Origin of the sequence: Elioraea sp. (assembly GCF_051860475.1) — a bacterium.
Lineage (GTDB): Bacteria > Pseudomonadota > Alphaproteobacteria > Acetobacterales > Acetobacteraceae > Elioraea.
This window is the reverse complement of record NZ_JBHYDW010000136.1, coordinates 1-11,844: the sequence shown is the minus strand read 5'-3', so window position 1 is coordinate 11,844 and position 11,844 is coordinate 1. Positions and strand designations below refer to the sequence as shown.

The window sequence follows — 11,844 nt, the reverse complement described above, 5'->3', positions numbered from 1 at the left end:
AGATCGGCGTGCTCGGCGTCAACGGCGCCGGCAAGTCCACCCTGCTCAGGATCATGGCCGGGCTCGAGAAGGATTTCGGCGGCGAGGCCTGGGCGGCCGAGGGCGTGCGCGTCGGCTACCTGCCGCAGGAGCCCCAGCTCGACCCCACCAAGACGGTCGGCGAGAACGTGCGCGATGCGCTCGGCGAGGTCGTCGCGGCACTCGACCGGTTCAACGAGATCTCCAACGCCTTCGCCGAGCCGATGGATGATGAGCAGATGAACGCCCTGCTCGCCGAGCAGGCGACACTCCAGGAGGTGATCGACGCCGCGAATGGCTGGGAGATCGACCGGCAGATCGAGATCGCGCTCGATGCGCTGCGCTGCCCGCCGGCCGACAGCGCGGTCACGCATCTCTCGGGCGGCGAGAAGCGGCGCGTCGCCCTCTGCAAGCTGCTGCTCGAGAAGCCCGACCTCCTCCTGCTCGACGAGCCGACCAACCACCTCGACGCCGAGAGTGTGGCCTGGCTCGAGACGACGCTGCGGACCTATCCCGGCACGGTGATGATCGTCACCCACGACCGCTACTTCCTCGACAACGTCACCGGCTGGATCCTCGAGATCGAGCGTGGCCGCGGCTATCCGTACGAGGGCAACTACTCCGCGTGGCTCGACCAGAAGCGCAAGCGGCTGGAGCAGGAGGAGAAGGAGGAGACCGCGCGGATGCGCGCGCTCGCCGCCGAGAAGGAGTGGATCGGCCAGTCCGCGCGCGCGCGCCAGGCGAAGAACAAGGCGCGCATCCAGCGCTACGAGGAGATGCTCGCGGCCTCGAACGAGAAGGTCGCCGGGGTGGCCGAGATCGTCATCCCGTCTGGCCCCCGCCTCGGCGGCACGGTGATCGAGGCCGAGCATCTCTCGAAGGGGTTCGGCGATCAGCTGCTGATCGACGATCTCTCCTTCAAGCTGCCGCCAGGCGGCATCGTCGGCGTGATCGGCCCGAACGGTGCCGGCAAGACGACGCTGTTCCGCATGATCATCGGCCAGGAGACGCCGGATTCAGGCTCGCTCAAGATCGGCGAGACGGTGAAGCTCGGCTATGTCGACCAGTCGCGCGACGCGCTCGATGCGAACAAGACGGTGTGGGAGGAGATCTCCGGCGGCACCGACGTGATCTATCTCGGCAAGCGCCAGGTGCCCTCGCGCGCTTACGTCGGCGCGTTCAACTTCAAGGGGCCGGACCAGCAGAAGAAGGTCGGCATCCTCTCGGGCGGCGAGCGCAACCGGGTGCACCTGGCGAAGATGCTGAAGTCAGAGGCGAACGTGCTGCTGCTCGACGAGCCGACCAACGACCTCGACGTCGATACGCTGCGGGCACTCGAGGAGGCGCTGATGGACTTCGCCGGTTGTGCGGTGGTGATCAGCCACGACCGCTGGTTCCTCGACCGGCTCTGCACCCACATCCTCGCCTTCGAGGGCGACAGCCATGTCGAGTGGTTCGAGGGCAACTTCGAGGCCTACGAGGAGGACAAGCGGCGCCGCCTCGGCGAGCACGCGACTGACCCGCACCGGATCAAGTACAAGCCGCTCGTGCGCGTCTAGACCGTGCCTCCTGGGGTCCGGCTCGGCTGACGACGGTCGCGCGCGGGAGAGTCGGCCATGGCGTCTCGTCATCTGCCGGATCGCTGCGTCCGGGCCGGCGACGGGCACTCGCCTGCTGTCTCGTCAGGAAATGCCGGTTTGCTTGCGATCCGAGAGCGACGAGGTCGGGTCGCGGCTACGCTGCCGCCTCGCGGACGGTCGCCGGATCGTAGAGATGGCACTCGACGTGGCCGCCGCCCTCGCGCGGAATCGGCCACGGTGCGACGCGACTGCACTGGTCCATCGCGTGCACGCAGCGCGGATGGAAGGTGCAGCCCGAGGGCGGCTCCAGCGGGTTCGGGAACGCGATGCCGAGCTGCGCGTCCGGCACGCCAAGCTCCGGCTCCGGTGTCAGCACGGAGTCGAGCAGCGCGCGCGTGTAGGGGTGGCGCGGATCGCGGAACAGCGTCTCGGTGTCGGCCTCCTCGACGATCCGTCCCAGATACATCACCGCCACGCGCGTCGCGATATGCTCGACCACCGCGAGGTTGTGGCTGATCAGGATGTAGGTCAGCCCGAAATCCTGGCGCAGGTCGATCAGCAGGTTGAGGATCTGCGACTGCACCGAGACGTCGAGCGCCGAGGTCGGCTCGTCGCAGATCACGATCTCGGGCTGCATGATCAGCGCGCGCGCGATCGCCACGCGCTGGCGCTGCCCGCCGGAGAGCTGGCTCGGATAGTTGCCGAGGTAGGCGGGCGACAGCCCGACCTTCTCCATGATCCGCGCGAGCCGCTCCGTCCGCTCCTCCGCCGTGCCGATGCCGTGCACGCGCAACGGCAGGCTGATGATGTCGGCGATGGTCTTGCGCGGGTTGAGCGAGGAGTAGGGGTCCTGGAACACCGGCTGGATGCGCCGTGCGCGTGCCAGCCGGTCCATCTGGTAGAGCGGCTTGCCGTCGAACAGGATCTCGCCGCCCGAGGGTTCGAGCAGGCCAAGCAGCATGCGCGCGAGCGTGCTCTTGCCGCAGCCGGACTCGCCGACGATGCCCAGCACCTCCCCCTTGTGCAGGCTGAGCGTCACCCCGTTGACCGCGTGCAGGGTCCGGCGCGGCTGCAGCATGCCGCCGCCCACGGTGAACAGGCGGGTGGCATCGCGCATACCGAGCAGCGCGGTACTCACGAGGCCGCCTCCGCCACGGCGGCGCGCGCGGACTCCTCGGGCGAGAGGATGCAGCGATAGGCGCGCTCCACGCCCAGGGGCCTGAGCGCGATGTCGGCCTCGCAGCTGGCGCGCGCGAACCCGCAGCGCGCGCGGAAGCTGCACCCGTGCAGGTCGCCCACCAGCGACGGCACCATCCCGGGGATCGAGCCGAGATGGCTGCCACGCGGGGTCTTGCCCGGCACGGGAATGCAGTCGAGCAGGCCGCGGGTGTAGGGATGCAGCGGGTTGCGGAAGATCTCGCGCACGCTGCCCTGCTCAACGAACTGACCCGCATACATCACCGAGACCCGGTGCGCCACGCGCGCGACGATGCCGAGATCGTGCGTGATCAGGATCATGCCCATGCGGAACTCCTTCTGGAGATCCGCGAGCAGGTGCAGGATCTGCGCCTGGATCGTGACGTCGAGCGCGGTGGTGGGCTCGTCGGCGATGATCAGCTCGGGGCCGCACATCAGCGCCATCGCGATCATCACGCGCTGGCGCAGGCCCCCCGAGAGCTGGTGCGGATACTGCCCGAGCCGCGAGGCGGCGGCCGTGATGCCGACCTTCTCGAGCAGATACACCGCGCGCTCGCGCGCCGCCTGGCGCGGCACCGGGCGATGCTGGAGCAGCGCCTCCTCGAGCTGGTTGCCGATCGTGTACGCCGGATTGAGGCTCGTCATCGGCTCCTGGAAGATCATCGCCATCCGGTTGCCGCGGATGTCCGCCATCAGCCGCGGCGACGCGGTGAGCAGGTCGGTGTCGCCCAGCGTCAGCCGCCGCGCGGTGCGGATCGCGCGGCTCGGCAGCAGCCCCATCACCGCGAGCGAGGTGAGCGACTTGCCGCAACCGGACTCGCCGACGATGCAGAGCGTCTCGCCCTGATCCACCCCGAACGAGATGCCGCGCACGGGATGCAGCACGCCTTCGCCGAGCGGGATGTCGACCGTCAGGTCCTCGACTTCCAGCAGCCGGCTCAATTGCAGTTCTCCGGCGCGGTGATGTCGCGCAGGCCGTCGCCCAGCATGTTCACCGACAGCACCAGCAGCGACAGCGCGATGCCGGGGATGACGATCACCCACGGGTCGAACAGCAGATAGTCGCGCCCCTCGGCGATCATCAGGCCCCAGGAGGGGGTGGGCGGCTGCACGCCGAGGCCGAGGAAGGAGAGCGCGGCTTCCAGCAGGATCGCGTTGGCGACCTCGAAGGTCGCGACCACGATCAGGTTGTTCATGATGTTGGGCAGGATCTCGGAGACGATGATCCGCGGGGTCGAGGCGCCGATCGCGCTCGCAGCCGCCACGTAGTCGAGCGAGCGCGCCTGCATGGTCGCACTGCGCATCACCACCGCGAACCGGTCCCACAGCAGAAGGCCCAGCACGGCGATCACGATGTGCAGGCTCGCGCCGATGATCGCCACCACCGCGAGCGCAACCAGGATCACCGGCAGGCTCAGCCGCGTGGTGATGATCAGCGAGATCACCATGTCGATCCGGCCGCCGAAATACCCCGCCGTGATGCCGAGCGCGGAGCCGATGATGCCGGAGATGATCGCGGTGGCGACGCCGATGATGAGCGAGATGCGCGCGCCGTAGATGACGCGCGAGAGATAGTCGCGCCCCATCGCGTCGGTGCCGAACGGGTTGGTCCAGCTGCCCTCGTCGTGCCACACGGGCGGGATCAGGCGGTTGCCGATATCCTGGATGTAGGGGTCGTGCGGCGCCAGCACCGGCGCGAACACCGCCATCAGCACGATCAGGCCGAAGATGATGCCGGCGAGCATGAAGCCGCCATGGCCAAGGATCCGCCGCATCGCATGCGCGCCCGGGCCTCGCGCCAGCACACGCGCCGGATCGAGTCGCGGATCGTCGGTCGGCACGATCGGGACGGGGCCCGATGTCAGCGGCGCGGCGCCTGAGGTGCTGTGCGCGGCCATCGCGGCTTCCTCAACCCACCCGGATGCGCGGATCGAGCCAGGCGTTGATCAGGTCGGCGGCGAAGGTGAGCCAGACGTAGAACATCGCCCCCATCAGCAGGATCGCCTGCACCACCGGGAAGTCCTGCCGGCTGATCGAGATCCAGGCGAGATAGCCCACGCCGTTCATCGCGAACACCGTCTCGGTGACCACCGAGCCGGTGAGCATGTTGCCGAACTGCACCGACGCCAGCGCCACCACCGGGATCACCGCGTTGCGCAGCGCGTGCTTGAACAGCACGCGCAGCGGCGCGAGCCCCTTCGCATAGGCCGTGCGGATGTAGTCGGAGGACAGCACCTCCAGCATGCCCGAGCGCGTCAGCCGCATCACCGCCGGCGCCGAGGACCAGCCGAGCACGAAGGACGGCAGCACGAAATGCGCCCAGGTCGCGTCACCGCTGATCGGCAGGATCGGGATCATCAGCCCGAACAGCACGATCAGCATCAGCCCGAACCAGAAGTTCGGGATCGCCTGGCCGATCACCGCGGTCGTCATGGCGAAGCGATCGATCCAGGAACCAGGCCGCAGCGCGGCGACCACGCCGAGCGGGATGCCGATCGCGAGGCAGATCGCGAGCCCGAGCGTGGCGAGCGTCAGCGTCACCGGCAGCGCGTTGGCGATGAGGCCCCAGACCGAGGAGGGGAAGTAGTAGGAGCGGCCGAAATCACCCGCGAGCGCGCCGGCGAGCCAGTCGGCGTATTGCAGCAGGAGCGGCCGGTCGAGCCCATAGGCCTGGCGGAGCGTCGCGATGTCCTCGGGCGTGGCATCGGCGCCGGCGAGCGAGATCGCGAGGTCGCCCGTCATGCGCAGCGTCGTGAACGCGACGAGCGAGACCAGGAATGCCACCAGCGCGGCGACGATGAAGCGTCGCAGGGTGAATCGCAGCATCAGCGGGAACCCGAGCGGTGCGACCGCATCCTGCCGGCGGGGAACGCTCCCCTGCCGGCAGGAGGCGGCTCACATCCTGTCACGATCCGCGTCGGTCACCGCCAGCGCGCGGTATAGAGATGCGTCAGCTCGTCCGGCGTCGGCTCGAAGTCGAGATCGGCCGCCATCGCGTAGTAGTACGCGTAGGACATCATCGGCACCCAGTACACCTCCTGCATGATGCGGGTGAGCGCCTTGGAATAGGCCCTCTGCCGTACCTCGGGATCGACCGAGGAGTCGGCCTCGGTCAGCGCCTGGACCACCTGCGGATCGAGCGTGGTGTCGTCCGGCCCGCCCTTGAAGAAGTAGCTCACCGACGCCGAGGCGTCGTTCACCGAGCCCGAGCCCCAGGCCATGAAGTTGAACGCGATCTCGCCCTGGCGCACGCGGTCGCGCAGTGCCGAGTACTGCAGCCACTGCAGCCGCCCGGTGATGCCGACATTGGCCAGATAGCCGAGCACCGCCTCGGCCACCGGCCGGTCGCGGTAGCCGTAGAAGTCGATCTCGAAGCCGTTCGGATAGCCGGCCTCGGCGAGGAGCTGCTTCGCCTTCGCCGGATCGAAGGCGTAGGTGGGCGCATCCTTCGCCTCGCAGCCGAACTGCGACGGGTAGCACGGCAGATGCAGCACCGACCCGCCGCCCATGATGTTCCTCACGATCGCCTCGCGATCGACCGCATGCGCGATCGCCTGGCGCACGCGGCGGTCATGCACCGGCGAGGGCCGGGCATTCGGCCGCAGCCCTGACTCGAACTGGAGATAGCCGTAGCGCATCGTGTCGCCGACCACGACGCGGAGCCCGCGGCGCCCATCGAGGCGGCGCGCCTGCGCCACCGGCACCTGCCAGATCAGATGCGCGTTGCCGGCCAGCAGTTCGGCGATCTGGGTGTTCCGCTCCGGCACGAAGCGCATGACGATGCGGTTGATGTGCCCGGCCTTGTCCGCGCCCTCCCAGTAGTCGGCGTTGCGGATGAGCCCGATCTCGCGGCCGATCTCGGTGCGCTCGACCCGATACCGTCCGGTGCCGACCGGCGCCTTGGAGAACCCGTCCGGGCCGAGGCGCTCATGATACGCCTTCGGATAGATCGGCACGTTCGAACTGAGGAACTCCATCGCCGCCGGGAAGGGACGCGGCAGATGCAGCTTCAGTTCGTAGGGCCCGATCACCTCGACCCGCTCCACCCAGTCGGTGCGGCTGCGCCCGACGGTGCGGTTCGCGGGGTTGTTGTTGAAGGCGAAGGTGTAGGCGACGTCCTCGGCGGTCATCGGATCGCCGTTGTGGAACTTCACGCCCTGGCGCAGCGTCACATGGATCGTGGTCGCGTCGATGTAGCGCACCGACTCGGCCAGTCCCATCGTGACTTCGCCCGTGGTCGGATTGGCGCGCACCAGCCCGTCCCAGATGTGCCGGTTGAGGATCACGCCCTCGCGGTTCGACTGCATGAAGAAGTCGAAGCTCGGCGGCTCGCGCTCCGCCAGGAACACCAGCCTGTCATTCTGCTTGCCCGCGATCGCGGCGGTCGCACCGAACACCAGCGCAACGGCCGTCCCGGCCGCAAGCAGCGCGTTCTTGTAGGTCACGTCCCTGTCTCCTCTGCACGTCCCTGTTTCGTTGTCCGGCCACTTCGGGCCGTGCGAGGGGGGCGAGCTCCCGACCGCCTCCACCTCACGGTTTGGTAGGAATCACGCTATCGTGGCGAGGGAGGGGTCGCAAGCGTCGCGTCGGTTTCCGCCCGGTGCGAGGGGGGCTCTGCCCCCTTCACCCCCGCCAAGGGCCATTGGCCCTTGGAACCCATGACCTCAGGCTTCGACAGGCTCGATCGCCTCGAGCATCCAGCGCGCGATCGCGGTGGCCTGCGCATCCGCGTGCGGCTGCGCCATCACCTGGATGCCCATCGGCATGCCGCCGACCGCCGTCAACGGCACCGTGACAACCGGCGCGCCGAGGCCGGAACTCGGCGTGTTGAACACAGCATCGCCGGTCGGGCGCGGCGCGAGCGGCTGACCCGGCACGTCGCCCGACCACAGCGGCGCCGGGCCGGGCGAGGCAACCGAGATCACCGCATCCGCCAGCGGGGCGAGCGCGGCGAACCGAAGCCGCGCCTCCTCGCGCTCCATCAGCCGCAGCATGTAGTCCTGCGGCGTCATCCGCTCCGCCTGCGCAAGCCGCGCCCGGCTGCGCGCGCTCACGCTCTCCGGGTTCTGCGCCACCAGGTTGCGCAGCAGCCAGTGATTCTCCCAGTTGGTGATCGCCGTCGTCATCGCCAGCATGTCGCCGATCGCGCGCTCGAACGCCTCGATCCAGGGATGATCGCCGCGACGCAGCACCGTCACGCCAGCCGCGCGCAGCCGCTCCGCCACCGTCTCGAACGCGCTGCGCGCAGCGTCGTCGAGCTTCCGCCAGGCCTCGGTCTCCATCACGATCAGCCGCTCCGGCCGGCGCGCACGCGGCGGCGCATCGGGGCCCGTGAGCGCGAGCCGGCCCGGATCGCCGCCGGCGCGGCGCGCGATCTCGATCGCCACCAGCCACATGTCCTCGATCGAACCGGCATGTGGGCCGTGCGTGCTCATGCTGGTCGCCTGGCGCTCACCGCGGTTGATCGCGCCCTGGGTCGGCTTCAGCGCGACATTGCCGCAATAGCTCGCGGGCCGGATGATCGAACCGCCGACCTGGCTGCCGATCGCCACCGGCACCATGCGCGCCGCCACCGCCGCAGCCGAGCCGGAGGACGAGCCGCCCGGCGTGCGCGCGGAATCGAAGGGGTTGGTGGTGGGCCCGGGATGCGAGGCGCCGAGCTCGGTCGTCACGGTCTTGCCGAGGATCACCGCGCCGGCCTCGCGCAGCGCCCACACCGCCGCGTTGTCGCGCTTGGGGAAATTGCCGCGGAACGCGGCGCAGCCCATCTCGGTCGGCATGTCGCGCGTCTCGAGCAGGTCCTTGATGCCGATCGGCATGCCGTCGATCGGCGAGAGCGGACGGCCCGCGCGCCAGCGCTCGGTCGAGGCATCGGCGGCGGCGCGCGCTCCCGCCTCGTTCAGCACCACCCAGGCCTGCACCACCGGCTCGCGTTCGGCGATCGTCTCGAGGCAGCGCTCAAGATAGGCGCGCGGGCTGTCGGCGCCGCCAGCGAAGCGCGGTGCCGCGTCGTGGAACGTCAGCGCCTTGAACCTGCGCGGCGAATAGCCCGACATCCACGCCCTCCCTGCCCGCTCGCACCGCGAGTGAACCGGAGAGGGGAGAGCGAGTCCAGGGCGGCTCAGGCCTGCCGCATCGGAACGGGCGCGCGGCGCGTCAGCGCCCGACAAGTCCTGGCAAGTGGCCCGGTTTGCCGAACAGGTGGCCTTGGGCGAGCTCAATGCCGAGGCCCGAGACCATGCTCGCCTGCGCCTCGGTCTCGATCTGCTCGGCGATCACGCGCGCCTCGACGGCGCGGCAGAGATCGACCATCTGGCCGAGCAGCTCGCGGTCGCGGTCGCTGGTCTCGGCGCCGCGCACATACGCCCCGTCGATCTTGACGAAATCGACCTCGAACAGCTTGAGATAGCGCAGCGAGGCGGCACCGGCGCCGAAATCGTCGATGCACACGCCGTAGCCGCGCGCGCGCAGCGCGTCGATCGTTGCGCGCGCTGTCGCCACGTCCACGACCTCGGCGGTCTCCGTGACCTCGAATAGCAGCCGTCCCTTCAGTTCCGGTGCCGCATCGAGCGTCTGTTCGAGCGAGGCGCGGAACGCCGCATCCTCGAGCGACATCGCCGAGACGTTCACCGCAACCGTAGAGGCCTTGGTCGCCAGCACCGAGTCCGTGGCCACCGAGGTCACCGCGAGGTCGAGCTCGGCCGACAGCCCCGCCGCCTCGATCAGGGTGACGAAGGACTGTGGCGTCTCGTTCGCGTCGGTCGCGCCGTGCGGGCGGATCAGCGCCTCGAAATGGTGCGGGCGTCGGTCCGCGATCGTGACGATCGGCTGGAACGCGAGGCGGAAGCCGCGCCGCTTCAGCCGCCCGCGCAGCGACTCCGCCTGGGCGGCCAGGGTGGTGAGGAAGCCCGCGATCCCCTTCGACAGCCCCGCGGCGGCAAGCCCTGCCCGGCCCCCGGCGGCGAAGCGGTCGAGCGCCAATCTCAGCGCGCGCACCTGCTGGACGGTGCTGAACCCGGGCGCGGCCAGGCGCAGCTCGGTGCCGTGCACACGCGGCGCGGAGGTCGCTGGCGCGCGCTCGCGGAGCAGGTTCTCGACCGCGCGGCAGACCGCCTCGACATTCGCCTCGCCGCCGTGCACCAGCGCCCAGCGGCCGGCGCCAAGCTCGGACTGGGTGCCGGCGGGCGCGGCATTGGCGATCGTGGTGCTGATCCGGTCGAGCAGCGCCTCGCGCGATTCGCGCCCCAGCATCACCGAGACCTCGGCCAGCCCCTCGACCTCCAGCAGCGCAAGCCGGGCCGGCGCGCCCCCCGTGGCGGCATCGCGCAGGCGTGCCTCGGCCACCCGGCCGAAGCTCTCGGAGTCGGTCACGCGTCGGCCGGTCTCGGGCAGCGGAGCGGGCATGGGGCCGAAGGTCAGGCAGTAGCGCAGCCCCTCGCTGCCCGTCGCGAGGCCGGCGAAGGCGCAGGCGCTGCGGTCACGGTCCGCAAGTCGCAGGGCGACCGGCCTCAGCCGGCCGCGCAGCGCCAGATGCGCGAGCCCTGCCTGCATTGCCGCCCGGTCCTCGGGCGCGATCAGCCGCTCGACCGGCAGGCCGACCGCCTCGGACGGCGCATGGCCGAAACGCGAGGGAAAGGCACCCGCGGCGAACGTGATCGTCCCGCCCTCGTCCACCTCGACCAGCAGGTCGGCGGCGGCGAAAGCGAACGCGAGCAGACGTTCGCGCGTGTCCAGCCGCAGCGGAGCGGATGGAGCGTCGTGGGACCCGATGACGGGCCTGGCGGCGGCAGAGACGTTCATGCGGGTCGCACCTCGCGCACAGAAGACCCGATGCGGCTGAATGAACCCTTAAACCCCCCGCACACGCGAACCCTGTCGGCTCTGGCTTCGCCGCGTGCTGCCGCTTGGCACGAGGCTGCGCGGTCGCTCATAAGGACGTGATCTGCGAGGGAGGGTGAGCATGGATGCCAGGCGATTGCTGGGTGCGCTGCTTGGCGGGGTGCTCGCCCCACCCCGCCAGCCGCGCCGCGCCACCCGCGCGGCGACCAAGGCCGCGCCGAAACGCACCGCCAAGCCCGCGCCGAAACGCACCGCCAAGCCCGCGCCGAAACGCGCGGCCAAACCCGCGCCACTGATCGATGTGCGGATCGGCGGATCGCGCCGGACGGACTCGGCGCTCGCCGCGCTTGCCCGCCTCGCCGCCGAGGCGCTGGCGCAGACCAGCGCGCCCGCGCCCCGCGCTCCCGCGCCGCGCAGGCCCACCGCTCCCCCGAGCGGCGGTCCGGTACCGGTGCCATATCCAGTGATCGCCAAGCCGAGCCCCTGGGGAACCGCCACGCCGGCCGCGCCACCGCCGGCGCCGGCCGAGCCGGTCGGCGCCGAAGATCGCGAGGCGCTGCTGATCATCCGCGCCATGATCGCCGCCGCCCGCGCCGACGGCGTGATCGATGCCGAGGAGCGGGCCGCGATCGCGGGCCAGCTCGACCAGGCGGGGCTGGACGATGAGGCGCGCGAGCTGGTGCTGAAGGAGTTCGCAGCCCCCGCCTCGCTCGACACGCTCGCGGCCGAGATCACCGATCCGGTGCTGGCCGCGCAGGTCTATGCCGCCTGCACGATCGCGGTCGGTGCGGCCACCGAGCCTGAGCGCGCCTGGCTTGCCGAGCTCGCGCGGCGCACCGGGCTCGCCGCCGCGACGGTCGCGGCGATCGAGCGCCGCCTCGCCGCCGGCTGAGCGCCGCGCTAGATTTGGCCGAGACGGAGGATGCTCATGCACGGACTGACCGAGGCCGAGACCGCCCTGTTCGAGCGCGCCGCGCGGTTGGCGGATGAGCGGATCGCGCCGCGTGCGGCCGCGATCGACCGGACCGAGGACTATCCGTGGGAGCATGTTGCCGATCTGAAGGCGGCCGGCTTCCTCGGCATGACGATCCCGCGCGCCTATGGCGGGCAGGGCGCCACCTACATGGACGCGGTGCTGCTGATCGAGGCGATGGCGAAACGCTGCGCGGTCGCGGGGCGGATCTGCGTCGAGGCCAACATGGGCGCGGTC

General features: G+C 70.4%; 10 protein-coding genes. 3 read left to right on the top strand and 7 right to left on the bottom strand.

Annotated features, from left to right (window positions below):
* Positions 1–1,577, top strand: a 1,577-nt coding sequence (ettA, locus tag ACTIFU_RS18990; protein ID WP_439579889.1) for an energy-dependent translational throttle protein EttA, incomplete at its 5' end; no start/stop codon positions are given.
* 175 nt (positions 1,578–1,752) lie between these two features.
* Here the strand turns inward: ettA and ACTIFU_RS18985 are convergent.
* The 7 genes from ACTIFU_RS18985 to ACTIFU_RS18955 form a co-directional block, all read right to left on the bottom strand.
* Positions 1,753–2,736, bottom strand: coding sequence for an ABC transporter ATP-binding protein (locus ACTIFU_RS18985; protein WP_439579888.1), 984 nt, complete (start codon positions 2,734–2,736; stop codon positions 1,753–1,755).
* On the bottom strand, positions 2,733–3,737 hold the full coding sequence (locus tag ACTIFU_RS18980; protein ID WP_439579887.1) for an ABC transporter ATP-binding protein: 1,005 nt from the start codon (positions 3,735–3,737) through the stop codon (positions 2,733–2,735). The genes ACTIFU_RS18985 and ACTIFU_RS18980 overlap by 4 nt, the downstream gene beginning before the upstream one ends.
* A complete protein-coding gene (locus tag ACTIFU_RS18975; protein WP_439579886.1) occupies positions 3,734–4,693 on the bottom strand; it encodes an ABC transporter permease in 960 nt (319 codons plus the stop codon). The genes ACTIFU_RS18980 and ACTIFU_RS18975 overlap by 4 nt, the downstream gene beginning before the upstream one ends.
* Positions 4,694–4,703: 10 nt before the next feature.
* Positions 4,704–5,621, bottom strand: a complete 918-nt coding sequence (locus tag ACTIFU_RS18970) for an ABC transporter permease (RefSeq protein ID WP_439579885.1) — start codon at positions 5,619–5,621, stop codon at positions 4,704–4,706.
* Positions 5,622–5,716: 95 nt separating this feature from the next.
* Positions 5,717–7,240: an ABC transporter substrate-binding protein gene (locus ACTIFU_RS18965; protein ID WP_439579884.1), complete on the bottom strand. Its 1,524-nt coding sequence runs from the start codon at positions 7,238–7,240 to the stop codon at positions 5,717–5,719.
* 219 nt (positions 7,241–7,459) lie between these two features.
* Entirely contained in the window at positions 7,460–8,851 is a 1,392-nt protein-coding gene (locus ACTIFU_RS18960; RefSeq protein ID WP_439579883.1) for an amidase, read from the bottom strand.
* A 100-nt stretch (positions 8,852–8,951) separates the two neighbouring features.
* Entirely contained in the window at positions 8,952–10,595 is a 1,644-nt protein-coding gene (locus ACTIFU_RS18955; protein WP_439579882.1) for an EAL domain-containing protein, read from the bottom strand.
* Between the two features lie 160 nt (positions 10,596–10,755).
* Between ACTIFU_RS18955 and ACTIFU_RS18950 the strand changes: the two genes are divergently transcribed.
* Complete coding sequence (locus tag ACTIFU_RS18950) at positions 10,756–11,526, top strand: DUF533 domain-containing protein (protein ID WP_439579881.1); 771 nt, start codon at positions 10,756–10,758, stop codon at positions 11,524–11,526.
* Positions 11,527–11,562: 36 nt separating this feature from the next.
* Positions 11,563–11,844 (top strand): acyl-CoA dehydrogenase family protein (locus ACTIFU_RS18945; protein WP_439579880.1); only part of this gene is annotated, 282 nt, incomplete at its 3' end.

Coding starts and splice junctions, on each gene's coding strand:
- ACTIFU_RS18970 (WP_439579885.1), bottom strand. CDS start 5,621: ATGCTGCGATTCACCCTGCGACGCTTCATCGTCGCCGCGCTGGTGGCA.
- ACTIFU_RS18950 (WP_439579881.1), top strand. CDS start 10,756: ATGGATGCCAGGCGATTGCTGGGTGCGCTGCTTGGCGGGGTGCTCGCC.
- ACTIFU_RS18960 (WP_439579883.1), bottom strand. CDS start 8,851: ATGTCGGGCTATTCGCCGCGCAGGTTCAAGGCGCTGACGTTCCACGAC.
- ACTIFU_RS18975 (WP_439579886.1), bottom strand. CDS start 4,693: ATGGCCGCGCACAGCACCTCAGGCGCCGCGCCGCTGACATCGGGCCCC.
- ACTIFU_RS18955 (WP_439579882.1), bottom strand. CDS start 10,595: ATGAACGTCTCTGCCGCCGCCAGGCCCGTCATCGGGTCCCACGACGCT.